Source organism: Ruegeria sp. AB11 (assembly GCF_056536325.1).
Map to the genome: position 1 here is coordinate 936,789 of NZ_JBQFJO010000001.1, position 25,603 is coordinate 962,391.

A 25,603-nucleotide genomic window follows, 5' to 3' on the forward strand; every position below is an offset into this window, starting at 1 on the left:
AAGAGCTAAATTAAAAAAATTCTAACAGTCATATGTCTTCTTTGGTAATAGCGTTAAATTGACATACTTAGCCAGTCCCAAAGCCTATCTTTAGGTGAGTCCTCAATCTCAGTTATCCGCTGTCATAAAGCCCGCGCTCATGCTATCCGTCGCAAAAAGGTTTCGGCTGTCGTGACATGCTTGTTTTTGACTTCTGGCGACATGCGTCCCGCCGTACGGCACATCATCACCCATCGAGGATTGCCAGCAAGTCTGTCGGTGTGTTTCAGAATGAATCGCCAGTAAAGGCCGTCCCATATGTCGGACCAAGGCCCTTTGCCCCAATGGCTCATTTTGCGAACGTAGTTTGAACCGGAAAAGTACGGTTTGGTAGTGATTAAACCGCCGTCGGCATGCTGGCTCATCGCGTAGACATTTGGAACCATTACCCAATCATAGCTGTCGACGAACATTTCCATGAACCAGCGATAGACATGGTCCGGATCAATCTCACACAGGAACATGAAACCGCCCAGTACCATAAGGCGTTCAATGTGATGGCAATACCCGGTTTTGAGTACCCTTTTGATCGTGTCGTCCAGCGGATCAATACCAGTGGTTCCATCATAGAAAGAGCGGGGTATGGGGCGGTGATGGCCCCAATGATTTGTTGTGCGCATCTGCACACCAAGGTCCTCATATGTCGCGCGCATGAACTCGCGCCAGCCAATGATCTGCCGGATGAATCCTTCTACCGAGTTCAGGGGAATGCTCTTTCGATCCGCATGCGCGAGGGCCGCGTCCAAAACTTGTTTGGGCGTCAACAATCCTATGTTCAAAACAGGTGTGAGAACGGCATGCCATAGCCAGTTTTCGCCCTCGACAATGGCGTCTTCATAGTCACCAAAACGTTCGAACCGCCGCTCCAGAAACTGCGCTAGCCAATCGGATGCAGCTTTATGTGATGTCGGATAATATAGCGTTTCCAGACTGCCCAGTGCATTTGGAAAACCAGCTAGAACGCTCGCTTTTGCGGCTTCATCAACTGCATCATGGTCAGGCCAGTCGATCCGCGGCAGGCTATCCAACAGCGCTTTGGGTACTTTTTTGCGGTTTTCTTGGTCAAAGCTCCACTGTCCGCCAGTCGGTTGACCGCTGTCCATTAACACGTTCAAGCGCCGGCGTTGGCTTTTGTAGAACTCGGCCATGAGCGAACGTTTTCGACCGGCAGACCAATTCAGATTGACGGCCCGCGTATTCAGAAAGCCGGGTGATGGCTGGATATCAAGCGTGATTTCGGTATTGCTAGCCGCCGCGCGAAACCGTCTTTCTGCAATGAAGTCTACTGGATCAGCCAAAACTATTCGGCTGACACCGCGATCGCGCAGACTTTGAAACAATCGCAGACATGCGCCCGGTTCCCGCTCAAAGGGCCATATCGTGGCATCAAGTCCCTTGGCGACCAAGCCGTTGCGATAGCGCGCCATAGAAACGCGGTGCAGCCAAAGCTTTTGCTTGTGCATCGTGGCTGGATAATGCGCATCGCCAAAGAACAGCGGATCCTCGAAAAGCACAGCAGTGTCTGGCTGGGCGACCAGACCCGGGTGTTGGGCAAACAATTGGTTGGGGAGTAGAAGGGCGGCAGTGGACACGGGTTAAAGTCTTCGTTGGAAGGGCAGGTTCAATTGATCCAAGAGCAATGGGATCTTCTTTCGAAGGCCGACGTATCCGGCCCTTGCATGAGGCCACGTTATCGCGTCGTACGGCCGCATTATCCTGATCAATGATAGACCTGCATCTCTCAATAAGGGTTCCGCACGATCCAATCGTGACCGAGTGGGGCCAACAGGCGGGTAGTCTTGGACGTCTTCAGTTTTCAAAGCTGTCATTACGGATTCGGATAGAGTGTTCGCCTAGTCCTTTGGTGAGCTAGCGCGCCGAGGGAGTTTTTCTAGCGCGAAAGCTTTCAACACATTGCAGGCGAACTTGTACCACGATGGTAACGGGTGTGTGCTTTGTTCTGGCAGCATTGCTGAACCAAATTTACAGCTATTACCGCTGCCGTAAGGCTCCTGAGTCTACCAGTTCGTCAACAGTTTTCTCATGCGTTCAAGGCCAAGGTCTAGGTTGGCAGCGGCACCTCCTCCAACACCCAAGCGGATGTGGTTCTGCATCCCGTACGACGAGCCCGGCAAAAGAAATGTCCGATAGGGATTGCCGAGCAAACGTTTGGCGAACACATCGCCATCAATCCCGTCGAGTCGTGCTAGACCAATCAATCCTGCCTGAGGTTTGACCCAATCGAGGCTGGGTTGATCGGCAACAAACCGATCAAGGCGTTCCAGCGTTTTCATCCCAGCTGCCCGTGCAGTTTTCATAGCCTGATTATATCGGTCAGGCCTCAAGGCGATTTCGGCAATGACTTCGCCGAGTATATTCATAATTTCGCTCGAGTTTTCCCGCAGAATAATAGCGTCCCAAATCAAATCTGGATCACGGCATATCATCCAGCCGGTGCGTAGCCCCTGGAGCCCCAGTGCCTTGGAAACGCTGCCCGTCGTGATACCCCTAGGATACAAACCGGCAATCGAAGGGGCGCGGGATCCGACCCACTCCAATCCTGCATAAACCTCGTCAACAACCAGCCATGCGCCGACACGATCTGCAATTTGAACAAGCCTTTCCAGCTCTGCTTGGGTCATCAACTGCCCGGTGGGGTTATTGGGGTTGGTTATAAAGATGAGCCGCGTGCGTTCTGTTACTGCCGCCTCAACTTCGTCTAGCGGCAATAACCAACCAGCACTCTCTTCTCGGTCGATAACTTTGAGCGTCGCGCCGACTGCCTCTGCCAATACTCCCACTTGTGGCCAGCCCGGGCGTTCCGTTACGACTTCATCGCCCGGTTGGACCAATTGCATGAATGCAAGATAATTGGCCTCTGCTGCGCCGGCGGTGATCAGGACGTTGTCTGGCTTGCAAACATCAGACAAGCCGGCGCGGTCCAAGACATGTCGTCGTAAAGCGGGCAGGCCCCGAAAACTCTTTTGGTTCCAATCCAACGGCAGCGCAGGATCCAGCGCATCCATGAACTCACCCAAACGCGGCGACTCGGACAAGGAAAACCCAACGAAAGCTTCTGGATCCGCTTCCGTGGTATCCAGTAGGTACTGAAAGAGTGTGTGTATCTTGACTTTCATGCTCTACTCAAAATCTTTGTAGTCAATCAGGGAGATAGTCTGTGCAAGCAGAGGGATTTGTCAAAGGTCGACCGATTGACCTTGCGGTTTTGGACTACGGGCTGTTCAAGGTCTATTCCACTGGCCGCATCATAGGAATCTGCGGATTTCTGATTCGAACAGATTTAGGAGAGGCAATACTCATCGACACTGGATTTCCTGAAAAATACGCCATTGATACCGACGCCGCAGTCAAAGATGATCGATTGTACGAGTTCGGCGAGGTCTTGAAGTGTGAACCAGACAATCTTCCAAGCGCACAACTGGCAAAACTCGGGCTTAATCCGTCAAACATTACATTACAGATTTGTACGCACACCCATATCGACCATATCGGGGCACTGGGCGACTTTCCAAGCAGTCCAATTCTTATCTCTGCTGCGGAGCGAGCCTTACCCCGCCCGTTGTACTGGGGCGATATGCGGCCTCTGGAATGGCCCGATCAGGATTACCTCGTTGTTGATGGCGACGTAGAGATTGGGCCGGGTATCTTCGTTTTGATGGCACCCGGTCATGCGCCTGGCCAGATCGCGGTAATGGTCGATCTTCCGTCGGGAGCGATTTTAATAACCAGTGATGCGATTTCCCGACCAGCAGAAATCGACGAGAAGTTTGCCGGGTCTTGGGACGAAGATGCAGCGATTGCCAGCGCAGACAGGTTGATGCGTCTAGCATCCGAGCGAGATGCCTTTGTAATCTATGGGCATTGTCCAAAGCAGTGGCCTGTTCTGAAAAAAGCACCAGAAGTCTACAGATGATCCCACCCCGTGAACCATTTTCCATAAATGCAACGGTGCGCCTAGGAGTTATCTGACGTCGCGCCCTTGGTTCAGAATAATCACATTCCCACTGGAAACATCACCGGCCGGCGAAATGAGAAAACCGACCCAAGAGGCGATTTGCTCAGGTAGCATCGCACGACCATGCGGCATGGCACTAACGGCTTTCTCCAAGACTTCCTCAGTTAATACATTGAACAACGGTGTCTCAGTCATGGCAGGAGCCAGAGAATTCACACAGATCTTTTCCTGTGCGTATCGACGGGCGAGATCTTTCGTAAGAGTATCTAACGCGGCTTTTGACGCCCGGTAGTGCGGAGGGTCGAACACATCGAAATTGTAAGCTCCGTTCGACGAGATATTTACAATCTTTTTGATGCCTTCGCGTTCCAACATCAACTGAACCGCCTGCTGGCAACAGTAGAACGCAGAGTTGAAGTTGATTGTCATCTGCTGTTCGAGTTCTTCGGGCGGAATGTGCGGGAAGTCAGACATGTAGCAGGTGCCCGCGTTATTTACCAAAGCATCCAGACCGCCATACGCTGACCTAATTCCATCAAACGTATGAGCGGTAGCAATGGGATCCGTTAAGTCAACGCAGATAGGCGTGAAATCCGAACCCAGTTCTGCCGCAAGTTCGTCTAGTCGCTCTTCACTGAGGTCCAAACCAATCACATGAAACCCATTTGTCCGCAATTGGCGACAGATGGCCTGACCCATCCCTCCCGCAGCGCCGGTCACAACCGCTGTTTTCATAATCACTCCTCCAACCATGGCCGTATCTGGGGTACTGCGAACTAAAAAATTCGCAACTCTTTCATCCGAAAGCGGTGAAAGTCAATTCTCTTCGAATTTGGTGCACGTCCGCTGAGGACTCAAGCTCGATTTCGCAAAGTCCACTTTCCGCGCGTTTCTAACATTCTTTTGCCCAGATGCCGCGTAGTAGCGAATTGCAGCTTCGTCCGCAGAGTGGTTTTTCAGATGTACTGCAGCGAAGTTCTGCTTCGAGCCCATAGCTAACGACGCTTAGGTTGCCATCAACGTCAGCGATGCGCTGAAAGCGGACTTTGCAAAGTTTGGCGTGCAGCCCACAACTGTCGTTGGACAAGTTCTCCGGATGCCGTCGGCGTTGGCATAACATTCCACAAATCGAATGGTTGTATTTGATTAATCCAGCGCGATACTCTGAATGCAGCTTTATATCTTCGGAACAAGTGTGGGGCATCGAATGAACAAGTTGGCGCTGACAGCAATGGCATTGATCGCCACTGGCGCGGTGTGGGGTGCCGGTATGGAGCGATGGGGTGAATCCGGGGACTGGACAATCCTGATTGATCCCGAAAAGGGTAGCGGCTGTCTCGCGTGGAAACTCTTTGAAAATGAAATGACCGTTGAAATCGGTGCAGCACCCAATCAGGCCGGCGGCTTTTTTGCCGCTTTTAATCCGGCCTGGGTTCAAATCGAGGACGGGGCGACCGGGACCGTACAGTTCGATTTTGGTGATGCGAGATTCGAAGGCGAAGCGGTGGGTGTCTTAAAGAATGGAGTTCCTGGTGGCTACGCCTTTTTCGACAACCCGGCGTTTGTAACCGAGTTTGGAAAACGCCAAAGCGTCACGATTACTGGTGAAAGTGGCGCCGAGGTTGAACTCGACCTCAGCGGGTCTGCAAAAGCCATTGAGGCCGTTCTGACATGTCAGGCTGAACAGCCGGAACCACTGAAGAACTAGGTCGCGTCCAATTATTGCAATTGATTGATGTCCGGCACGCATGGTTGCCTGTCGGCTGGCATTTCATCAGCGCTGCCCGGAGCCTTGTTTCTAGACCCGCCCACATCCAGCTTGAATTTTGGTGACGAAAGCGGGCCCGTCACATCAAAAGGCCAGGCGCTTCGGGATAGGGGTCTTCCAACGCGCCGCGGCTCCGCTCTTATTGCTATCGTATCGTTCAGCCAATCCACTTGCCCCTTTGCAACCAATTGAACCGATCCCGTTTCAATGATGATGGAGCTTGAGCTCACCCGCCCAACTTGAATATCAACGGGGGCGAACACGCAAGTGATGTCGGTGTAACCTTGTCGGAACTCCTCCGAAAACAGCCATGGGAAGATACCCAGCCCGGCTAACTCCAGCAAACTAGTACTGATATAGCCCTGCGACATCGACAAAGACGCATTGCCACGCATGGAGTTGATGAAGGCCTTGCCCGAGGTGGTAACGCCAGAGACGTTGAACTCCCCACTCAAACGGCCATAGGCATCAATACCAATTCCCAATTCATCAAGGATCTCACCGAATTCCCATCCCGAGGTTGATCCCGACAACGAAAGCCAGTCAGGTGAGTCAATCAGATCCATGACCGCACGCAGGCTGAAGTTTCCGCCGCCATAAGTCATCTGAAGAGGGCCGAAATCCACGGTTCCTTCTTTGGCAGACAATTGGCTGGAAACTGATGTTACGCCTTGCTGACCTACAATCTCTTTGAATTCGATCTGTACCTCGACGTCAGCTTCTCGCAGCACGCGCTGCACATCCAGAAGATCGGCAGGTTTCCCTTTTTCCTTTGGCAACACTAAGGGCTGGACGTCTGTCTCCTTCGGTAAAACCAAAGGTTGAACCTCGGCTTCAGGTTCCTTTGTGGTCTCGCCTACCAAGCTTTTCAGTTGGTCCAGCACGGCAGTCAGGTTCTTCAGGTCGTTGAGATCGAGCCTTTCGCTCGTGATGTTGCCTCGAACAACAGTGGCGCCCTTGGCGAAATCAGCGTCTAAAGCCGCAAGAAGATGCGAAGACCCGGCTTCAAACTGGATTGCGGCATCAAAGTCCTCGCCCTGTTTGGAGGTTTCAGCATCGATAGCTAGTGCTCCGATCTCGACAGTTTGCAGATTCACTGCGTTTAGAAACTCGGCGCTGTCGTCGACGTCCAATTTCACGTCGAAATCGAGACCGGCAAGCCCTTTTAGCTCGTTGACAGATAGTGCGAGATCGAGCGCCAAGAGATCGGTCCCGTAGGTGGTCGCGTTAAACCTGTTGAGTGAAACCGGCCCACCCGCATTGGTTATGTTGAAATCGGCTTTGATGCCGCCGAACTGATCGACATAGTCTTCATCGAGGTTGGGCAGAATCAACTTTGCGGGCCCGTCGAGCACACCATCGAATGTTACGTCTTGAAGCTGAAGCAGATCGAGAATTTCCCCTTCGGCTTTCAGGATCGGCTCCTCAGTTGGCCCAGCTTGCAGCGCGATGCCCAGCATGGCCAAGCGGCCATCTGGCATGCGGCGAATGCTTTCGATAGAGGCTGGACCGATTACGTCTAACCCCTGGTCAAATGCATTGGTTTGGAACAGCAACTTCTCAAATTCGAAGGAAGCCAGGGATCCGACCATATGCATTTCAAAGCCGGTAAATTTCAGCTCTTGGATACTTTTTGCTGCTGGCGGCGGTTGTCCTTCCGGATGAAGCCGCGCGTTGAAAAGCAGATCGACGCCCTGAGCGGTGTAGAGGTCATCTATTGAACCTTCAGCTTCGAGTCTCTGTCCATCCTCCAGGCTTACCGTGGTTGTAAACGCCTCGATCTTCAGGGCGTCCTGAGACACGAGTTCAGCCTGCAACTGGCCATTGCCTTCCAATACGCGTTCCAATCCAATGACATCTAGAAAATCACCAAATTCACCGGTGTCCATCTCCAATACAGCTCGATAACCACCCCCTTCGTTTTCCGAGAACGGCTCGCCATCGTAGCTTACGGTCATTTCCCCGAAACTGGCGCGTGTCGTAAACGGTGCGGCGTGTGGGTAGTCGCCTTCGATTTGGAAACCCTGACCGTTGACGGAGCCGGAACCTGAGACCTTCGTTCTTTTTTCATTATCCGCTTGTTCAAGAGCGAGTGACTTTAGGTCAAACACAAACGAGAAGCCTGAGACCTTATCGTCGATGTTTAGCCCGATTGACCTGAAACTGACGTTCTTGTCGCTCAGAAAGTTCAGGATCCCACTGCCTTCCGTGTCGCTCTCATTGGTACTATCAGCGCTAACAACGTCTTTTTGATCATCCGCTGATCCAGTTTCCTCGGACACCGGCTTGAGTGTTGGTCTGTCTTTTCGCCAGCTTGTTGTGCCGTCTGCGGCCGTAAGAATATTCGCCTGTAGGCCTTCCACTACCAGATTGTCAAAGTGCAGACGTCCGTTGGTCAAGGCGACAATGTCCAGCTCCAGTTCCAGCAGGTTCAATTCTACAAGAGGTAACTCCGGCATTGTCTGGCTCGGGATGACTACCCCACCGACGTAAATGCGACTGATTCGTCTAAGCGCGACGCTTACATCATCGTTTACTAGAAGTGGCCGACCAATTTGTTCCGAAAGTACTCTTTCCACAAGGTCGCGCCGCATGTCCGAGAACATCGGAGCAGCAAACAACAACCAAACAAACGCGACTGCTGCGAATGCGAGAAGTGCGACAAGCCCAATTATCCTAAATAGCCAAACCCTCATGCGCTCCCCTATCGCCGCTTTCGCCCTTCAGTCTCTGACAAGCAGATATTCGGCCCACCTAACTGAACGCCCCTTCTGAACCATATTCAGGTCGGTTGGTCCGTGTCACTATTCGTCTTTGATAGCCCCGCCAGTCGCTTTTATTCTTCCCATAAGTACACTTGCCCTATTGGTTGTAGCCTCTTTGGAAGTCTGGATTGGTCCAAAAGTATGAACGTCATCGACCTATTGGACGCGCGTTGCTGAAAAGGTAGTAAGCGCAAAATGTACAAGAAGGGCTTTTTTCATCGCCAGGTCCAGTGTCCGGGTTTTCAACTTGGGCCGGGGTTCACAGAAAGATCGCCCCGGCCAGAGTCAGGACAAGCGAGGTAATTCTTGCCCTGAAACATCGTACCTTCATCTAGTTAAGAAGATCACCGACGACGCCGACGGCATCAACAACGGTAGACAGGTCATTCGTAACTTCGAGGACTTCACCATCGACCTGAATGTAGCGGTTTCCTTTGCCCGGCTCCTTCAGCTTCCATTTGGAAAGGTCCCCAATATCCTCGAACTCCAGATCAGATGGGAGCTTGGCACCGCGCGTGTAGCGTTTGATCTGACCAGGTGGGATAGTCTTTGGGCCTTTGCCGGGTTTGTCTTCGATCTGAAAACTGACATCACCGTCCTTGCCCCCCTTGTTCGGCTTTTTACCCTTGTTGTCTTTGGCATGGGCATCGCTGCCTCCAAGGGTGAAAAACACAACTGATAAGGCTGCGAGAATTCCGTATACGATCTTCATAGACTTTTCCTTTGCTTCCTAACTTCATTCAACCGGAGTTGAAAATTCCGGCACGCGCTTCAGGGCTTCGATCATGTCCGCGCTCGTCATCAGTTCGATGAACGTTTAGTATTTCAGAACCCCTTGGCTCAGACGCGAAGAATACATGGCCTGCGCTATCCGAAGAGCGAGCCAGTGCTGCGCAGCCAATAGAACATACCTCGATCCTGTGACTACCTTTCCCAAAACTTGCCGCGTGGGGCTTGGTCGGCGGAACAACATTTCGTTGACTATCGGGGCCGCCAACAATGTTTGAAGGCCGCACGACGACACTGGCGAAAGCTAGTGCAAACTCTGGAAAGATGGGGAGAGCGTTAGGTTTCAACATCGCGTCCTCCCAACACTCGATCATTATTAAAGGCCTTCCGACCGCTAGCGCTCACTCTAGAAGTCGGAAGGGCCCGACAAGTCGGGCGACAGCGACAACAACGGAGGTAAAATTAAAGTTGTGTCGAATTCGCATGTTTGAATCTATTTTTTCATAAATCAACATTTTTTCCGCGCGTAAAATTCTCTACGCTCTCGTATGATAAGCGTCTGCTTTCAAAAAAGGTAAGAGGGAGCATCCTTAGGGGCGAGTGGGTTCTCCTGAACGGCGAAGCGTTTGAGTCCGCACTGAAAGTAAGAAAGGAGTGAAATATGGAATTTGGCGAAGCAGTAAAAACGTGTTTCTCAAAATACTTCCAGTTCTCCGGTCGGGCTTTACGCTGAGAATACTGGTGGTTCTTCTTGTTCGTAGTACTAGCGAGCGCTGCTTTAGGGCCCCACCCAAGAGATTTAATAGACCGACATTGACCCCGACTAAGGAGCCGGACATTGTGAACAATCTGCCTCGTAACGGCCCCTGCTCTGGAACAAAACGCAGCCTGACCCTCTTGTTTTCTGGCTAGTGAGCTCGTCGTGTCATCATTGTTTTATGAATTCATTTGTAGCAGTTGCTGAATAAATGAAGGGTATCGAAAGAACCCTGCTTTCTTTCGGTTGGAGGGATAGTCGGACCGATTTAGTCAGCACTCATGCAACGCTCAAGCCTGCCGTTTAGAAACCGGGCGTGAAGCACTAGTCGAACGTCTATCAATTACTCGCTTCTTAGCGGTTCGACTAAATAGGCGAGAATAACGGCTATATAGGCAAGATCATTCAGATTTCAGAACATTTACTGACCATATATTCCATTAACTTAATGATTAAATGGTCTAGGCTGCCCACTAGATGAATCGGAAATTTAGGAGAAGTACGTGCGATACGTTGCAAAAGGTATATTGATTTGTTTCGCTGTCGCGTGTGTCGCAATGTTGGCAGCTTGGCTTTTTCTGTCTTCTGTGTTGTTTTCTTCGATCAGGACTGCTTTCGTCGAAAATCTGATCTCTAAGAAACTTGGTCAGGACGTTAGAATTGAAGATGAAGTGCGTCTGGGACTTGGTTGGCAATTGCAGGTGTCAGCGACAGGGCTGGAACTACCCGGTTCTCAGAATGCTGATGTGAAACTTGCAGTAATCGATGAGATCGAGTTTGAAGTTTCCGCGCGCGACCTTTGGAACAGTAAACTGTCTCTGAGTGGTCTTTCGCTCTCAGGTGTTCATCTGAACCTAATCACAGACAAAGACGGCTTCGGAAACTGGCAGTCCATTTCCCAAACGGAAGCTGAAGCCGGGAAACCTGCAAATTCCCCGACGCCGCTGTTAGCCGGAATTCTAACGGACCGCAAAATTGATCTGACTGATATCGCCATTTCTTATCAGAACGATTTGAACGGACTTGAGTTGGATCTGCAGCTTCCTGAGCTGCTCTTAAAGCGTGATACAGAAACCGATGTTGCGACGGCAGTCGGGGCCGGTTCGCTAAACGGAGAGAGGTTTGAACTGAACGCGACATTTCCCGCGGAAGACCCGTTTCAAGTGACGGTGAACTTTGAACAGATTGCGATTGCCGCAGATGAAGTCCCTCAAGAAAACGGCCTACAAGTGAAGACGAGCATAGAGATTGCAGAACTTGGCCAGCTTCTCGATATCCTGAAGCTTAACCGAGTCTTGGACGGTACGGGGAATATTGGTGCAACGTTCAAATCAGTCGACGGCGCAGCGCGGATTGACGGCCTATCTGTATTGGCTGAGTTGGATGGCGGGCAAAGCCTTTCGCTGACGGGGCAGATCGGGGAACTGGGCAACCCGGAAGACGTATCGCTGACAACCCGAATTAGGTTGTACCCAGAAGATGCGGAACCAGCGCCAGCCGCCTCGCGATATGATCTTAAACTTATCGCGGTCGACATGGTTATTGACAGCGTACCCGGGCAGGTGCCGCAGCGACAAATGGTCATTAAGACCAATGGCTTCACGTTGGACACGTCCGGCGAAGGCCCGCCACCGATTAAGTTCTCCGAGCTTTCCAGAACACCAGAAGGCGCGTTAAAGGTCGGAAACATCAACCTGAGAATTGGAAACCCCGCCGATCCGTTTATCATTTTGAACGGTTCGGTCGATGACGCGCTTCAGTTGCAAGGCATATCAGCAGAAGGCCTAATCGATATACCGGCAAGCAGTTTGATCTCACCAGAGCTTCTGGGACCGGATGATCAACTTGGTAGATTTTCCGGCGACTTTCATTTGAATGGCGATATCAATCAGCTATCGCTGACGAATTTGGATGGCAAGACAAGCGAAACGGAACTTTGGAACCTCGAGGTGCATGGCACTGTCAAAAATGTACTCAAATTCGAGAACCTGGATTTGGCAATAGATGTCGAAGTCCCCTCCGGAGCGGACCTTTTAGAAGCCCTATCGCTTGAACGGGTGGAAACTGGGCAGGCTAACTTTGAAATTGGCCTTGTCAGCGAAGGAACCGATTGGAATGCGAATGCCAAAGTCGAGGTTGCCGACTCTGTCCTGCAAGTTGTGGCCGATCTTGATGATGCAACGAGTGACCCTGTACTACAGGTGTCGATAGAGAGTGACCTGATAAAAGTTGATCAGATCCGAACTATCGTTCAGGCGGCCGCGCAGTTGCGGAAGATCGGTGGATCGGAGCCTGAAGAGGAAGACATCAATCAAGAAGTCGACGACACCGGCCCTCTGAGAGATGTGACACTGAAACCTATCGGGCGTTCAATTCTTCTGTCCGGCATGGATATGGATGTTGATATTGATCTTCGGCATATCGAGGGGGCTAAAGGTATCAGCAGTTTGCAAAGTGAACTGACGCTCAACGAAAATGAACTCAGGGCCGGACCTTTGAAGTTTGAATACGGAGGCGCACATTTCGACGTCAGCGGGCAAATGGATCTATCGAACGACGCTCATCTGCTTACGTTGACCGGCAAAGCAGGCGGCTGGCAGCTGGATGATATTCTTCACAACCTGAACTTCAAAAAGGGCGCAAGTGGTACAGTCTATGCAGATTTTTCGATTACAGGCGGAACCGATTCACCCAAGCATTTTGCTAACAGCATGAGTGGCAATGCCACAGTCTCACTGCGTGATGGCTCGATCGAGACTCAGCTTTTAGATCTGGCGGGGCTTGGGGTGCTACCTTGGGTGTTTACCAAGGACAAACAAAAGGTAGCTCCAATTGTATGTTTGCGAGCGCCGATTATTATTTCTAATGGAAACCTCTCGACGAAACAAACCACATTGGAAACAGATCACGTCCAGGTTGTCGTCTTTGGCGCTGTTGATTTGACTGGCAAGGCCTTGGACTTAAATCTACAACCCCGCAAAATCGGAGAACCTCTTTCGAAAAGCCCCTGGCCAGTGACTTTAAAGGGCCCGCTGGCTAAGCCGAAGGTTAAGGTCAAAGACGGGCCAAAAAGACTGAAACGATCGGATGGTGCGGACAAAATGCCTTTAAAAAGAAAACTTTGCGTTCCGGATATTTTACAACTGCAGTAGTGGCAGAGGCGATCAGTTAAAGTCAAATCTAAAGTTCAGAAAGGCAGACTTTGCTTCCGAAATGCAATTTCTGCTTTGGGCTCGAAGCAGTCGTTCGGTAGAATTCAATGAATGCCTGCTACGCGGACAAACCCGCCATTGCCTCAAGGTCCGCTCTGGGGCTCTAACCATGGGATTGGCATGATCGACTACTCTGCGGATTTGCAATCCTAATGAATCCCCTGTTTTTGTTGCATTTATCTATAAAGTGATCCGCAGGACGCCCGTGGGATATCAGGTGGTTGCAGCTTTTTTGGGATAAGATAAAGCTTCCCCGTTCGCGCTGGCGCGTTGTTCAGTCATTGCCGTTTCTTACGGTTGTGGATTCAAAATAGCAGTCTTGCCGGTCAAGCGTTGTTCTAAGTTCTTTGTGCTGATAGCATATAGGTAGTAAGCACAGCACATGCTGCAAACACCTAAAAAGTGCTAATAGCACATAACTGGGGCAGTGATGACACCCGAGCAGTTCAAAATGGCAAAATCCGCACTCGGCCTGAGCAATCCTGATTTGGCTGAAATGACCGGATTGCACCGAAATACCTTGAACAAGGTCGATAAGGGCGAGGGTAAAGCCTCTACAGTCCAACACTTGAGGCTAACGCTTGAAGCCCAAGGCATCCAGTTCCTTGACGAAGGTGACACGGCCGATGGAGTCGGGGTAGTGCTTTCAAAGAAAGGTTCGGAATGAAGCTATCAAGCGCCCTCACCCGAACTGCAGTGCTTTGTGCCTTTTTGCTGCCAAGCGCAACGGTGGCTTCACCTGATTGGACTTGCATAGAGCCAGCGCTGATAGACGAGCTGGAGCTTAAGTTCAAGTTTCAGGACGACTTTGCCAAATTGGTATCCACCGAGCGTCCCGAGTTTGGTGAGCTTGCCCAACTAGTGGCAAAAGTTACGAAAATAAACTTCACAATGCGGCTTTCCCGAATAGTCTGGCTTCGGGAATATGATCCAAGCCGCTTAGCTTCACCCAATGACTTTTGGGTGCTCGATTGGCGCGACGACGATATGTCTCAATGGCTCGAAGCCGACCCGGCAAACGCTGTTTCTCAGACGCAATTTGAGGCTCTGCAAGGCTCAATAAATGAACATCCCAACTTGCCCGATTTCCGAGTTTACGTTTCGGACAATAGGGTCATCAGCCCATATCTGGAATTATACACTTCATTTGGAGAAGACACTCAAGTCGCTCGCGAAATTGTAGCGAGTTGCTACTGACGCCAAACCCGTAATGCAAGAATGAGCCATTGGTGGGTAACGGTGGCCTGCGCTTCGGGAGACTGGCGAACTGAGACTTAGAAAACTCAAGGAGATTGGGTTACGGGCGAGGGGCTGGACCCAGAGTTCCCTTTATTAAGATTTAGTTAAGCTCATATCGCACAGACGCTGATACCTTGTACTATAGATGACCAAGAGCCACCTACTCAGACAACTAATTCGGTAATTTGAGAGGCAATCGAGATGAACAAAGTACTGTTAACCTGTGCACTTGGCATTTCACTGCTCGTGGCTGCATGTGGAGCACCGACGACGCCCACTCAGGCACAGGTACAGCATGACGCACGCTGTGCTGCAGGTATCTTAGGTGGTGCTGCCCTTGGGGGAGTGGTTGGAAACCGGTTCGGTGGCGGAACAGGCAAGACTCTGGCGACCGCAGCAGGTGCAGGCGTTGGTATGTATGCAGGGCAATCAGCCTGCAACTAACAAATTTTTGATCGAAGACTCTGAAGTCCACTTAATATCTAACCTGTGTAACCCGCGTCACTGACCGCCCACTCAGAATCGGACATACTGCCTGCATTAACGAGTAAGCGTTGGTGTATTTGAGAACGCTAGGATTTGGTAATTCATTTGGTGGGGCGCGCTTGTGGTGGGTGCGCCCCTTTTCTTACCTCGATTTGACCGAGCTTAACGATACCCTTGAGAAGGAAAAACAAACTTCCTTTGCTAAGCAACATAAAAGCCAAAGAGGGCTTTCACTGTAACTGGGTAACGCTCTTGATTTGGCAGTCTTCGCCTACGTCAAGCTGACGCCCGGTTTCCGCATAAATGATTGCCGCCAGTGCTTCGCAAACAACAACTGCGCTATCGACCAATCTGTTCCCTCTGGAATCTGGCAACACCGTAGTGAACCCGTCAAAGAGCACTTCGTCACGCTGTTCGGAAATTCCATGCGCTCTGATGGACGCAATTCTCAGCGCTTGTGACATGTCAATGATTTCCAACAAATAGCAGTCCTGCCTTCTAAGAGCCAAGCGCTCGGCTGCTTCAGCTTGTGCAACAACACTCAGATAATCACCTTTGAGAGCATAAACATAAGCCCAGAGTGCCCTGAATATCGGTTCATTAATTAGCTGAGTATTCTCCCGTAAGTGGCTTTCAATTGTTTTTTGGTGATCTTCACCAAGATTGCGCACCTCATTGAGAAAGAACGTCTCGGAAATCTCGACCACCATGTCTCTATTCGGGCTTCCCACCCACGTGCTGCAACTATCTGATGACTGTGCGGTTGAGGCCGAAAACGTCAGGAATACAGTAGCTATCGATTTCCATCTATGAGCACTCAATTGATTTTTCCTAAATAAATTCGGTCGCTTTCTGGTGCGTAGATAGCATTGCCACAGGGGCCTGCAATGCGCCTCACCCTCGATTCTGCAATTGACACCGTCAACCGATAACAGACTAGGCGCGCGTATTGCGCAGAAAACCCTGTTTCGACGCCAACCCCTGCAAAAACCGCTAAACCTGCTAAACGGTGCCGTTTGAACTGTTCTGTCCGGCCAGGAATTAGCGTGCTCGACATTCATTCATCAGCGCTTGGATTGATTGCTTTAGCTCCTTAGCGTCACGCCCAACAAGCTTATAGGCTCTTGTGAATGGCCCTACACTCAGTCCGGCGGGACAATACTCAGTCGTCCCAAGTGAATGAAAGTCACTGGTGTCGTACGACTGAGAAAGGTTTTCGCTGGCCGCAATCACAGCCGCCTGTCCGCGCCCATACTTCGTCCTGGCAGACTGAAGGTGTGCTTCAGCCTCTTTTTTAATTTCTTCCGTCTGAGTTTCCCACTCGCCAACCGGCTTCCAGTTCACAAAAATTGACCACGTATCGCCATCGGATTTGCTGATGTCGCCAATTTCCGCTTCGTGATGGCGAAGGTCTATGTATGTGCTGAATGCCTGTAGTGTTGAACCGTTTTCACATGCTTTGGTATCTTTGCGATACATTCTGATTTCGCATTGCTCCACAGAGACCTCGAATTGGTCGAACCTCGATCCCGCGTAGCTCAACTCAAGTGCGTTAGCCACTTTTGCGTCGGCGTCCTGCACCCAAACCGGTTGCACGTAGTGACGCAAAGCAAACGAAAAAATCGCAAGAAACAAGAGCGCGAGCCACACCTCGCCCTTTCCAATCTGACCCAAGAACCGTCTCCGCTTATACTGGAATTATTTTTGCACCCAAAGGTTGAGCATATCAACCCGATTGCGAATAACCGCCAGAAGGCAGGCCTTTCCTCAAATTCTTTGAAGCGGTCCAGAGCGGGGTGCTTCCAGATTAGATGACACCCAATTGAAAGCCCCACACCGGACGCAATCGGTGCAGGGCCAGTGCACTAACGAGTAAGGCTAAATGCAGTCGCTCGCGACAAGTCAACTATGGTGTTCCCGTAAGTCGTCATTAGCACTCGCAATATTTGATTATGTTGGTTCAGTTCTTCAGTCGTAGGGCTAAGCGCGCCACTCTCCATCAGTTCTTGCATGTCGCGCAAATCTTGCGGGTCTTGGTACTCGTTGAGAAAATCAGATGTCCATTCCGCATTTGGTGGATGATCCGACGAGTCTGCCCATTCTTCAAATTCGAGATCCAAATCATTGGCATCCAAGTTCGAACTCAAATCACTGGTGTTAATCGCATAATCCTGTGATCTTGCTTCAAGCACATATGAATTTTCCATGTCAAATGTGACGTCACTAAAGTCAAACATTGCCGCACTCCATGAACTTTATGAACTCGGGAAGTGTTATTGATGAAGTCGCGTTATGGTTTGAAAAAGCCAAAGTTAATTTTGCTTAATGTGCGTTAATCCTTTGTAGCGCAATTGTATGCTATCCAGTCCGACGGGTCTTACAACATTGAGCGAAACCGTATCGAGGCCAAAACAGCCGCCTATCAGAATCACGCACTTTCAGGTATGCACGTCGTATTGATTAAAGCTTTGAGGTGTTTCCATGACCACTGTGCGCACCCCGACTGAATACCGCGCCGCCTTGCGAGAGATTGAGTATCTATGGGGATCGGAACCAGATACCGAGGAAGGCAAGCAGCTTGCGGAGTACTTGTCAGCGGTAGAGCAATACGAGCGGCTGAACACCACAGAACCAGTGTTGCAGGGATTGTGACGCTCAGACGCGAAATGGTGGCGTGTGGGCGAGAGAAAGGGCTCAAGCGATAGAAGCGGTGCAGTGGTGCAACAGGTCAAGCTTCAAGTACCGTTCATGCCCTCAACCATAAGTAATATGCATAGATAGTTGAGCGGATTGACGCCTTGAACAAGGCAGGCTTCCGCCACGTAAATCATGACCTTCTTTTCGGTCATCGACGGTTGCCCTAAGTCCAATGTGAGACTTGCTTGGGGGCAAAACATGAAACTAAGTGCGATTGAAGTCGTCTGTATACTATTGGCGAGTGCAGCGGCAGTAGCGGGTTTTTTAGGAGCGGCAAACGCCCTGATTACAGCTATCTGAGCAGATGCCCCGATGCTGTGTAGCTAATTTACTGAACAGGATGCGGTATCCAACCTTGTTAGGAGTGGAAGAAGAGTTGACGCTTATCCAGATTGTGGCGTTTTCTCGGTCAGTCATTTGTGTGCACATTAAGCGTGAATAGGCGCTGATATCATTGGATAATCCGGCTTAACTCCCCCCCCTACGGATTTTACAGGCCGGGTGCTGGTGTCCATGTTGTGGGGCATGACTGTTGCAGACCTGACTATCCTAGAGCTCTATTGCGTGATTGCTGCGTCTGGGTTGCTATTTACCTCTATTTGCTGGGCGTTATGGGGTGTGGCAACAGATACCGATAGACAGCTTTCTCCGCTTGGCTGATCCATTAGCAAAGCATCTTCTGGCCGAGTTTGGTGACCTGAATGGGGTCATTGCAGCCTCAAAGCACCGAATTCTCAAGGTAGATGGGGCTAACGACTAGGTTTTCTATCATCTGCGCGTTGTTGAAGCCTTCGGTCATAGAATGCGCAGGCACAGATAATGAGGCGGGATGTTGTGTCGTCATGGGAGGATTTGGTGACCTATTATCGTACCGCAATGGCACACCGCGAAGTTGAACAATACCGGGTTGGGGAGCTTTTAAAGGGTTGGCGACGAGACTAACGGCAGTTGTGCGGACAAAGCAGACATCATAGGGCATGTCGTTTTACAGGATGGACCCGCTACTTCTGAATAAATGAGTCACCTAGCCACTCGACGGACGCCTGTTGGTGAGTTTTCCTCAAGGTTCACCATTAATCACCCCAGGTGGGATTAATCATCTGGGCGTAATTCGTTGCCAAGAGTGCCGCGTCGGACTTGTCCATCTTTACGGTTTGTAGCTCGGTCATGTCGATGACCTCCTCTCCGGAAAAGAGTTTCATGACGTCCAAGGAAAATGTCAGCGGTCTGTTTTCATCCCGTTCAACGGAAGTCGGCGCCACAAAGTCGAGATCCCGGCGATTTTCGTTAAAGCCGACATGGTAGACCAATGGCATTACAGCGCCGTCCATTTGGATGGCCCCCTCGACTAGAACAAATTTGTAGCCGATGTTCCAGTTCCAAGCCATGCGGTTATTGGGATCAAGGTCGCCTCGTACCTCGATAGACCCGTTTGCGGCTTCATCAATCCCAATGGACATCGAAATTCTTGATATCTGTCGCAAAGGCACTTTCGGTAGTACCACATTGAATTGCGGCGTGCTGCGGTCAAACCTCAACAAATGGTAGCTGTTTTCTACGACGTGTACCTTGTCACCGTCAGCCAGAATGATGTTGGAGATGTAGACACGGAAATCACGAAGGCGGAACATCTCTGTTCCGCCGGGATTGGTGTAAGCGAAGGTGTCGAATTCAATCGGCTCACCATTTGCTTCGGCTACAAAAATCAGTTTCAGCGGCCCGGGTTTCGTTCGAAAATCAAAGGCAAAAACTATTATGGCTGCTAGGACCAAAGTGGAAACGGCGACGACGCTGAGTCTGTTTAGGCGTTTCATTGTGCCTCTTCCTCAAATGGGCTTGAAAACTTTGGCTCCGTCAGAAATGCCTCATCCGTCAAAGTGTGGAGAAACGCGATAATTGCATCGACTTCTTTGGGCGCGAGGCCGAGGCCGTGTGCAGCAATGGGATCTACGACGGTATTATCCGCTTCAAGGATCAAAGGGCTAAGTGTATCGCTAAACCGAATGCCGGAATTGTAATGCGTGAGCACTTCGCTAAGGGTCGCGAACCGGCCATCGTGCATGTAAGGCCCTGTAACCGCTATGTTTCGAAGTGTCGGCGTCTTGAACTTTCCCCGGTCCAAGATGTCACCGGTCACCGCCTCAAGTCCGCGGCCCAGGTTCTGTTCGGCATCAAGGCCGTTGTTGATAAAGCCATCCCAGCCATCCGAAAACCCAGCTGTCACGAACTGACTGTGGCAGTCGATGCAGTTTCCGCCACGCAAGGAGGCCTTAACGTCTGGATGCGCCATGAACAGTTTGCGCCCGTGCTCTTCTTGCGGCGAAAGACGCAGTTCGCCACGCAAATATCGATCGTATTTGGAATTCGCGGAAATCAACATTCGCATAAAGGTTGCCAGCGCGCGGGCGACGTTCTCTTCCGACACCTCGCCGTAGGCTTTCCAGAACATCTCGGGATATTCAGGCGCGCTTTTTAGCTCGCGAACAAGTTCGTCCAGCGGTTGCTGCATTTCATCCGGATTTATCAATGGCTGCAGTGCCTGGTGTTCAAGCGTCGGACTTCGACCGTCCCAGAAAAACCGGCGCGGTCCCCAAAGAAGATTGGCAAGGCTCATGCTGTTGAAGGCAAGCTCCTTTCCGCCATGCCCCAAGGCCACTGGTTGGCCATCCGTAAAGGCGCGCTCCTGTTGATGGCATGTTGCACAAGACATGCTGTTGTCACCGGATAACATGGGATCATAAAACAACCGCCTGCCAAGCTGAAAAGCTTCTTCTGTCAGAGGGTTATCTTCCGGGATCGAAAAGCGGCCAAACACAAATGGTGCTTTGAAATCTGCGATGGCTGTTGGCGCAGGAGGAGATCGTGAGATCCAAAACGCAGACAGTAATGCAATAAAGATCGCCAGGCAAAGCCCGGCGATCCCGAGTTTCAGTTTGATATTTTGGCGCTTTTCAGTGGTGGTGAACGAACCCTGCGCCAAAAAGTCCTTCGACATTGTCGACACCTTTTTTGTAGCGCTCACGGAAATTCACCGTGGCTAGCCGTTCGCCGGTGGCAAGGTCGTGGACGGTTATCGTGTGTGCGTTGAGGCCGGCGATAAAGTCCACATCTGTCGGGTCGTTTGCTTTCGCGTCGCCAAGATTGAGAAGATTGTTTTGGATGGCGATCACCTCACGTCCTGACTTCGTGGTGAAAAAGATCATGTGGTGCGCACCTGCATCGGCGACGATGTCTGGTCCTGACGAAACCAGCTTGGGCAGCTTTGAAAGATCATATCGTTTCACCACGCCCGGAAGCGCGTGACTGATAAACAACTCAGTGTCGTTGCCGTAGAATTCGAGTGGCACCGCGGTTCCGTTTTGGACACCGCTGTAGACCACTTCAGCAGGCCCGAAAGTTTTAGCTTCAGCGTCATACGGAATTGACCATGTTTCAAAGCCGAACATGGTATTTACCAGCACTGCCGGTTCGATGTCTTCGTGGATCGACGGTCGGGCAAACAACACTTCGACGGGCGAAGACGGGAAACCGACTGGCATCTCGCCTTGCACCTCAATCGTCTGGACCGGTTCGAGCGCGTTGAGGTCGATGATTGTTACCGTATTGCCAACACCGGTGGCGAGATCTGGGTGAACAGTGGAAGTTACAACCATCCTGTCGTCAAAGGCCGAGATGCCATGTGGATACAGGATGTAAGGCGCGTTTTCCCCAACTTCACTTTTCCGCGCCTCTATCACCTTGATGACCTCATTGGTCTGCGCGTCGAACACGCCAACCGTACCGCCATCGGCTTGGCCAAGGCCGCCCATGAAAGTGACAAACATGTACTCAGTTCCGTTTGACCGGGTCCACATGATGTCTTCGCCCACCATCTGGCCGGCAGTGTCGAGGCACTGAATGCCGGTCACTTCGGGCGCGCCGGTTGAGTCACGCGCCAATCCGATCTCCGCAAGACTACATTTGGGATCTAGACCAGTGGAATAAAGCCGTCCGTTAGGGCTGTAGTAAAGATGGTGAAGCGGATGCTCAAGTTCCGGCTGCTCTACTTCACTGATAATTTTGCCGAAATCTTCGGACTCTGGATCCAATTCGACTATAGCCACGCTGTGGCTCGCGCTGAGCGTCGGTAGTGAGCGCAACAACACCATTGCGCGACTTTCTTCACGGACCTGAGCCTGAGCACTCGCCGTCAACACACCAACAATAAGCGCAGTGTTGCTTGCTGTCAGGGCGGCGAATTTCAACGAAAAATCAAACATAATTCCCCCCTCTGCAAAACATAAGCAGTACGAGCATCATTGCAGATCAGACGGTTCCAGTCGAGAATATCGTATTTGAGCGAGACGCGAGCATGTGTTGGCTATAAAATTGAGGGCAGAGTTCCCAGCGATTCCCACCGCCCAAATTTCCATTTTTCAAATAGTCCCTAAACCCATTGGAACCTGATGCCGAAGTTGCGCAATAGGTGTTTGCAACGAAATAGCTACTACCACTTTGGGCTCAGAGCGGACATCCTACTAAACCGGTGTGATGACTTAGAATTCATCACCTTCTGACAGTTGGCCTGCCGACCCCCCCATTTATAGCGGGCTGAATATGGCGGGCCACATGTGGTATACTGCGCTGGCTTCCCAAATTGGGAGTAGGGGAAGAACCCACCGTCTCACAAATGATTGAGAGTGAAGGTGGTGAGGGGCTGGATGAGGGGGTCTTAGCCAGCCCCTCTTTCTTGAGGGGGTATACGGAGTGGTAGTGTTGTTCCGTTGAATTCAATCTACCTTGTTGGTGCCTTGTCCGAAATTGGGGGATTCCCGTAGACCCCTTATTTTCTTATCCCAGACACAATTCAAACAAGCTGTACCGATACCAAGCAGGAGCGGCGTGCCTTGATGGAGATTGGCGATTTCTATGAGGGGGTACGCGTTCGGCGCGCCGTACCTTTTGAAACGAAGATAAAACTGTTTGTGCAAACCAGCCATCGACACGAATTTAGTCAAAAAAGCTGGTCCGAAACGTGCAATCTAGCTTAGCCTTACAGGTACGGATATCTGACAACGCATACCATGCCCATTTTCGAGGAAGAGGCCCAATGTTTATCAGAACTCTCTGCATGGGGATCACCTTTGCCTTGTTCGCTACGACCGGTCTAAAGCCAACAACCGCGAATGCCAGTGATGCTGGAGACGTTATCGCAGGAGTCGCACTCGGGGTTTTAGGGGCATCCATTGCGCGGCATCACCACCATCATGGGTCGCATTATCAGAAGCACCCAAGTCTTTCTCCAGAGGAAAACGCAGTCGGGCTTTGTATGCACCGAACGCATGCCGCAATGACTAATCAGGGCTACTACGCCGTGGATTTCCAACGCACACTCTCGTACACGACAAATGCAGACGGGATTGATTTAATTGATTTGGAAGTCGCGAGATCCAGCGATAGTACCGATGCCCGCTCCTACATAAAAGCTCACTGCGCAATTCAAAACGATGCCGTGGTCAATTTCAGGTACTCAAATTACTGAGTAAAGTTACGGGCAAACATAAGATGCTACGCCTGTTGTTATCCATGGCACTCCTGCTCCCCTCGGCTCTCATGGCCGACAAATTGGCTACAAACGAGCTGAATGCGTTTCGCGGCGGTCAAGGTGTTCCAGCACTAGGTTACAACCCAAAGTTGGAGCAAGCCGCCAAGTCGCATGCCGATGACATGGTGAAAAGGGGGTTCTTTTCGCATACTGGCTCTAACGGGTCTGACGTGGGCGAACGGGTGCGCAAAACAGGCTACAACTGGTGTTTCGTGGCTGAAAACATTGCCAAGGGACAAAACGGTTTGGACGCTGTGATGGCAGCATGGTCCAAATCACCGGGACATCGAGCAAACCTGCTTTCTCGCAAAGCCAAGGAGTTCGCGCTTTATGAAGCGGCGGATCGTACTTGGGTTATGGTTTTAGCCGCACCCTGCAGGTAGATTTGTGCCATTCTCGACGCCGCAAAACACCACCAGCTTCAATCCTCAGATGACTTCCAATGAAACGCAATAACTTTGGTTTCATCCCACAATCCATATTCATGTCCAACCTCTTCGACATGGGCATCCAGTTGCTCTTCCGTCGATACCGGCTCCACCCAGGTGTAGGGTATCTTCGGTTCTGCTAAGATGATGAGAGAAAACCGTTGCGATGGTGTTTATGTTTACTACTAGGCTCTGCGACATTGACTAGCTCTGGACCATCGAAGTGGGACTTTTGCGCCGCCAATACCATTCTTTGGAATTAATGGATCGACGTTGATTGCGACAAACCAATCCGTTGGAACAATCGCACAGGAGTGACGATTTTTATTGCGATTTGTAGCGATCAAACTTCAGAGCTCACGCCGACTGTAAACGATGTGTTCTCCCATTTGATCGTATTTGCCAAGCAACGCCGCGATATGATGAACTACATGGAGTTCGAGTGACCAAAACGCGCGTTGAAATACCGTTTCGTACTTAGTGAAGGTGCAACTTAGTTGATCTACCGTAAGCCAAGATGGCAAGGGTGCTACATTCAGCTGCTGTCCGAAAGCCGCCAGACTTCCTGTTCACCAAATCCTCGGATCGTTCTGACCCCAATATTTTCGAGATCGAATTGGTCCTTCAGGACATGTGCGACTTCGCCCTGAACACTGATTTCCATCGGCTCGGAGAATTCCTGCAACCGTGAAGCGAGGTTCACGGCAGGTCCAAATATGTCGTAAACATACTTCTGAATTCCGACGACCGAGCCCACAACCGAACCCGAAGACAGACCAACCCGGCAATGCCATTGATGCGGATGGCTCAGATTGCGCCGGTTCAGATAGCGCACAAATCGGATGGCAGTGTTGGCGATTGCCTTGGCGTGATCCGGTGTCGGATCAGGCAATCCCGCCACAGTGATATACGCGTCTCCGATCGTTTTGATGCGCTCGCAACCGAATTGCTCACCGATACGATCAAACGCGCTGTATATGTCGTTCAGTTCGGTGACGGTCACGCTGGGGTCCTGTGAGGCGACCATTTCCGTGAAGCCCACAAAATCCAGCATCAGAACAGAGACAGGGTTGTACAGCTGTGGCGTCACCACACCAAAGGTTTTGTATTCTTCATAGACCGAACGAGGCATGATGTTGAGAAGCAGTTTCTCCACCTGCTCTTTTTCGCGTTTGATCTCTCTGGTGTTGCGCTCGACCATCATCGAATAGGAATCGATCATAGATTCCAACTCCTTGATCCGCGTGATGTTCTGACAGACAAGAACCAGGACGTCGTCTTTGGTGGAAGTGAAATCGAGTGCGATGATCAGCGTCCTGCGTTTCTTTTTGAACTTGATTTCCGATGCGTATCGCCCGTTATCCGCAAGGGCAGTCTGCATGGCCTCGGCATCCAGATCAGGAAAAAGCTCCTGCAACTGATTTGGCTCTGCTTCGTTGCTGAACCAGTCGTCAAACGTGTCATTGCGAAAATTGAAACGCAATGATTTACGATCCAGTAGCGCGACCCCTACGCCGATTGCGCGCAGGAGCTGTTCATTAATGGCTTCTATCTTCATGGGTCACCCGACAATCAATGGGCGGCGTTTGGCGAACTCTGCGACAACTGCCTCGACATCCTCGTCGGCCACACCGTGATCAATCAAGGTCGCACGCAGCACCACCTCAAGCTCATCAAAATGAGCGTCGTTGATATCGAGATGTGAGTGCAGCTGTTTCAGCTGTTTGTCCGTATAAGACGCTGGTCCGCCAAGCAGGGAAGCAATGAATTTAGTCTGGTGATCAACCATCCGGGACATATCGACCTCGTCGAAGAATGGCCCGATGTCATCGTTATCAAGAAGGGTATCGTAGAAGGAGAGGACGATCTTGCTAACCTGCGAAAATCCCCCGTACTTCTCATAGAGCGTGCGTTCAGCCATAC

The 25,603-nt window shown here is 51.0% G+C and carries 22 protein-coding genes; 9 read left to right on the forward strand and 13 right to left on the reverse strand.

Going from position 1 to position 25,603, the window contains the following annotated elements; all coding sequences use genetic code 11:
- Positions 1-137: 137 nt before the first annotated feature.
- A complete protein-coding gene (locus ACR3EJ_RS04810) occupies positions 138-1,631 on the reverse strand; it encodes a cryptochrome/photolyase family protein (protein ID WP_170542182.1) in 1,494 nt (497 codons plus the stop codon).
- 426 nt (positions 1,632-2,057) lie between these two features.
- Positions 2,058-3,176, reverse strand: a complete 1,119-nt coding sequence (locus ACR3EJ_RS04815; protein WP_170542181.1) for a pyridoxal phosphate-dependent aminotransferase — start codon at positions 3,174-3,176, stop codon at positions 2,058-2,060.
- 41 nt (positions 3,177-3,217) lie between these two features.
- Between ACR3EJ_RS04815 and ACR3EJ_RS04820 the strand changes: the two genes are divergently transcribed.
- Positions 3,218-3,973: an N-acyl homoserine lactonase family protein gene (locus tag ACR3EJ_RS04820; RefSeq protein ID WP_170542180.1), complete on the forward strand. Its 756-nt coding sequence runs from the start codon at positions 3,218-3,220 to the stop codon at positions 3,971-3,973.
- Between the two features lie 48 nt (positions 3,974-4,021).
- On the opposite strand, the gene ACR3EJ_RS04825 is transcribed toward ACR3EJ_RS04820, so the two are convergent.
- Positions 4,022-4,750: an SDR family NAD(P)-dependent oxidoreductase gene (locus ACR3EJ_RS04825; RefSeq protein ID WP_170542179.1), complete on the reverse strand. Its 729-nt coding sequence runs from the start codon at positions 4,748-4,750 to the stop codon at positions 4,022-4,024.
- Between the two features lie 472 nt (positions 4,751-5,222).
- Between ACR3EJ_RS04825 and ACR3EJ_RS04830 the strand changes: the two genes are divergently transcribed.
- On the forward strand, positions 5,223-5,723 hold the full coding sequence (locus ACR3EJ_RS04830) for a hypothetical protein (RefSeq protein ID WP_170542178.1): 501 nt from the start codon (positions 5,223-5,225) through the stop codon (positions 5,721-5,723).
- 11 nt (positions 5,724-5,734) lie between these two features.
- On the opposite strand, the gene ACR3EJ_RS04835 is transcribed toward ACR3EJ_RS04830, so the two are convergent.
- Together ACR3EJ_RS04835 and ACR3EJ_RS04840 are read right to left on the reverse strand one after the other, a co-directional pair.
- Positions 5,735-8,389, reverse strand: coding sequence for an AsmA family protein (locus tag ACR3EJ_RS04835; RefSeq protein WP_480422777.1), 2,655 nt, complete (start codon positions 8,387-8,389; stop codon positions 5,735-5,737).
- Positions 8,390-8,879: 490 nt separating this feature from the next.
- A complete protein-coding gene (locus tag ACR3EJ_RS04840) occupies positions 8,880-9,260 on the reverse strand; it encodes a hypothetical protein (protein WP_170542175.1) in 381 nt (126 codons plus the stop codon).
- A gap of 1,277 nt (positions 9,261-10,537) precedes the next feature.
- Between ACR3EJ_RS04840 and ACR3EJ_RS04845 the strand changes: the two genes are divergently transcribed.
- The 4 genes from ACR3EJ_RS04845 to ACR3EJ_RS04860 all read left to right on the forward strand — a co-directional run bounded on the left by ACR3EJ_RS04845 (position 10,538) and on the right by ACR3EJ_RS04860 (position 14,929).
- On the forward strand, positions 10,538-13,186 hold the full coding sequence (locus ACR3EJ_RS04845) for an AsmA family protein (RefSeq protein WP_170542174.1): 2,649 nt from the start codon (positions 10,538-10,540) through the stop codon (positions 13,184-13,186).
- A gap of 511 nt (positions 13,187-13,697) precedes the next feature.
- Positions 13,698-13,913, forward strand: coding sequence for a transcriptional regulator (locus ACR3EJ_RS04850; protein WP_170542173.1), 216 nt, complete (start codon positions 13,698-13,700; stop codon positions 13,911-13,913).
- Positions 13,910-14,443 (forward strand): hypothetical protein, encoded by a 534-nt coding sequence (locus ACR3EJ_RS04855; RefSeq protein WP_170542172.1) that lies wholly within the window; start codon positions 13,910-13,912, stop codon positions 14,441-14,443. The genes ACR3EJ_RS04850 and ACR3EJ_RS04855 overlap by 4 nt, the downstream gene beginning before the upstream one ends.
- A 243-nt stretch (positions 14,444-14,686) precedes the next feature.
- The gene (locus ACR3EJ_RS04860) at positions 14,687-14,929 is read left to right on the forward strand and encodes a glycine zipper 2TM domain-containing protein (protein WP_170542171.1); all 243 of its coding nucleotides are present in this window, start codon (positions 14,687-14,689) and stop codon (positions 14,927-14,929) included.
- A gap of 272 nt (positions 14,930-15,201) precedes the next feature.
- Here the strand turns inward: ACR3EJ_RS04860 and ACR3EJ_RS04865 are convergent, their stop codons facing one another.
- The 3 genes from ACR3EJ_RS04865 to ACR3EJ_RS04875 all read right to left on the reverse strand — a co-directional run bounded on the left by ACR3EJ_RS04865 (position 15,202) and on the right by ACR3EJ_RS04875 (position 17,208).
- Positions 15,202-15,681: a hypothetical protein gene (locus ACR3EJ_RS04865; protein ID WP_170542170.1), complete on the reverse strand. Its 480-nt coding sequence runs from the start codon at positions 15,679-15,681 to the stop codon at positions 15,202-15,204.
- A gap of 331 nt (positions 15,682-16,012) precedes the next feature.
- The gene (locus ACR3EJ_RS04870; RefSeq protein WP_170542168.1) at positions 16,013-16,645 is read right to left on the reverse strand and encodes a hypothetical protein; all 633 of its coding nucleotides are present in this window, start codon (positions 16,643-16,645) and stop codon (positions 16,013-16,015) included.
- 191 nt (positions 16,646-16,836) lie between these two features.
- A complete protein-coding gene (locus ACR3EJ_RS04875; protein ID WP_170542167.1) occupies positions 16,837-17,208 on the reverse strand; it encodes a hypothetical protein in 372 nt (123 codons plus the stop codon).
- 244 nt (positions 17,209-17,452) lie between these two features.
- Here ACR3EJ_RS04875 and ACR3EJ_RS04880 point away from each other — a divergent pair, with 244 nt between their 5' ends.
- Positions 17,453-17,623 (forward strand): hypothetical protein, encoded by a 171-nt coding sequence (locus tag ACR3EJ_RS04880; protein WP_010438245.1) that lies wholly within the window; start codon positions 17,453-17,455, stop codon positions 17,621-17,623.
- 1,118 nt (positions 17,624-18,741) lie between these two features.
- Here the strand turns inward: ACR3EJ_RS04880 and ACR3EJ_RS04885 are convergent.
- The 3 genes from ACR3EJ_RS04885 to ACR3EJ_RS04895 are packed head-to-tail and all read right to left on the reverse strand — an operon-like array spanning position 18,742 to position 21,927.
- A complete protein-coding gene (locus ACR3EJ_RS04885; RefSeq protein ID WP_480422781.1) occupies positions 18,742-19,482 on the reverse strand; it encodes an MbnP family protein in 741 nt (246 codons plus the stop codon).
- Positions 19,479-20,663: a cytochrome c peroxidase gene (locus ACR3EJ_RS04890; protein ID WP_170542163.1), complete on the reverse strand. Its 1,185-nt coding sequence runs from the start codon at positions 20,661-20,663 to the stop codon at positions 19,479-19,481. Before ACR3EJ_RS04890 ends, ACR3EJ_RS04885 begins: the two co-directional genes overlap by 4 nt.
- Positions 20,620-21,927, reverse strand: a complete 1,308-nt coding sequence (locus tag ACR3EJ_RS04895; protein WP_170542160.1) for a hypothetical protein — start codon at positions 21,925-21,927, stop codon at positions 20,620-20,622. Before ACR3EJ_RS04895 ends, ACR3EJ_RS04890 begins: the two co-directional genes overlap by 44 nt.
- An 830-nt stretch (positions 21,928-22,757) precedes the next feature.
- Here ACR3EJ_RS04895 and ACR3EJ_RS04900 point away from each other — a divergent pair.
- Both ACR3EJ_RS04900 and ACR3EJ_RS04905 read left to right on the forward strand, forming a co-directional pair.
- On the forward strand, positions 22,758-23,189 hold the full coding sequence (locus ACR3EJ_RS04900; RefSeq protein WP_170542157.1) for a hypothetical protein: 432 nt from the start codon (positions 22,758-22,760) through the stop codon (positions 23,187-23,189).
- A gap of 44 nt (positions 23,190-23,233) precedes the next feature.
- Complete coding sequence (locus tag ACR3EJ_RS04905) at positions 23,234-23,635, forward strand: CAP domain-containing protein (RefSeq protein ID WP_480422783.1); 402 nt, start codon at positions 23,234-23,236, stop codon at positions 23,633-23,635.
- Positions 23,636-24,215: 580 nt separating this feature from the next.
- Here the strand turns inward: ACR3EJ_RS04905 and ACR3EJ_RS04910 are convergent.
- Both ACR3EJ_RS04910 and ACR3EJ_RS04915 read right to left on the reverse strand, forming a co-directional pair.
- Positions 24,216-25,238 carry an adenylate/guanylate cyclase domain-containing protein gene (locus ACR3EJ_RS04910; RefSeq protein ID WP_170542151.1) on the reverse strand — a complete coding sequence of 341 codons (1,023 nt, stop codon included), beginning with the start codon at positions 25,236-25,238 and terminating at the stop codon, positions 24,216-24,218.
- A gap of 3 nt (positions 25,239-25,241) precedes the next feature.
- Positions 25,242-25,601 (reverse strand): group I truncated hemoglobin, encoded by a 360-nt coding sequence (locus tag ACR3EJ_RS04915; protein ID WP_010438274.1) that lies wholly within the window; start codon positions 25,599-25,601, stop codon positions 25,242-25,244.
- Positions 25,602-25,603 lie beyond the last annotated feature (2 nt).

Excerpts from the sequence above, each read along its gene's own strand:
- ACR3EJ_RS04815 (WP_170542181.1), bottom strand. The coding sequence starts at position 3,176 with ATGAAAGTCAAGATACACACACTCTTTCAGTACCTACTGGATACCACG.
- ACR3EJ_RS04825 (WP_170542179.1), bottom strand. The coding sequence starts at position 4,750 with ATGAAAACAGCGGTTGTGACCGGCGCTGCGGGAGGGATGGGTCAGGCC.
- ACR3EJ_RS04830 (WP_170542178.1), top strand. The coding sequence starts at position 5,223 with ATGAACAAGTTGGCGCTGACAGCAATGGCATTGATCGCCACTGGCGCG.
- ACR3EJ_RS04835 (WP_480422777.1), bottom strand. The coding sequence starts at position 8,389 with ATGTTCTCGGACATGCGGCGCGACCTTGTGGAAAGAGTACTTTCGGAA.
- ACR3EJ_RS04840 (WP_170542175.1), bottom strand. The coding sequence starts at position 9,260 with ATGAAGATCGTATACGGAATTCTCGCAGCCTTATCAGTTGTGTTTTTC.
- ACR3EJ_RS04850 (WP_170542173.1), top strand. The coding sequence starts at position 13,698 with ATGGCAAAATCCGCACTCGGCCTGAGCAATCCTGATTTGGCTGAAATG.
- ACR3EJ_RS04855 (WP_170542172.1), top strand. The coding sequence starts at position 13,910 with ATGAAGCTATCAAGCGCCCTCACCCGAACTGCAGTGCTTTGTGCCTTT.
- ACR3EJ_RS04860 (WP_170542171.1), top strand. The coding sequence starts at position 14,687 with ATGAACAAAGTACTGTTAACCTGTGCACTTGGCATTTCACTGCTCGTG.
- ACR3EJ_RS04865 (WP_170542170.1), bottom strand. The coding sequence starts at position 15,681 with ATGGTGGTCGAGATTTCCGAGACGTTCTTTCTCAATGAGGTGCGCAAT.
- ACR3EJ_RS04875 (WP_170542167.1), bottom strand. The coding sequence starts at position 17,208 with ATGTTTGACTTTAGTGACGTCACATTTGACATGGAAAATTCATATGTG.
- ACR3EJ_RS04880 (WP_010438245.1), top strand. The coding sequence starts at position 17,453 with ATGACCACTGTGCGCACCCCGACTGAATACCGCGCCGCCTTGCGAGAG.
- ACR3EJ_RS04885 (WP_480422781.1), bottom strand. The coding sequence starts at position 19,482 with ATGAAACGCCTAAACAGACTCAGCGTCGTCGCCGTTTCCACTTTGGTC.
- ACR3EJ_RS04890 (WP_170542163.1), bottom strand. The coding sequence starts at position 20,663 with ATGTCGAAGGACTTTTTGGCGCAGGGTTCGTTCACCACCACTGAAAAG.
- ACR3EJ_RS04895 (WP_170542160.1), bottom strand. The coding sequence starts at position 21,927 with ATGTTTGATTTTTCGTTGAAATTCGCCGCCCTGACAGCAAGCAACACT.
- ACR3EJ_RS04900 (WP_170542157.1), top strand. The coding sequence starts at position 22,758 with ATGTTTATCAGAACTCTCTGCATGGGGATCACCTTTGCCTTGTTCGCT.
- ACR3EJ_RS04905 (WP_480422783.1), top strand. The coding sequence starts at position 23,234 with ATGGCACTCCTGCTCCCCTCGGCTCTCATGGCCGACAAATTGGCTACA.
- ACR3EJ_RS04910 (WP_170542151.1), bottom strand. The coding sequence starts at position 25,238 with ATGAAGATAGAAGCCATTAATGAACAGCTCCTGCGCGCAATCGGCGTA.
- ACR3EJ_RS04915 (WP_010438274.1), bottom strand. The coding sequence starts at position 25,601 with ATGGCTGAACGCACGCTCTATGAGAAGTACGGGGGATTTTCGCAGGTT.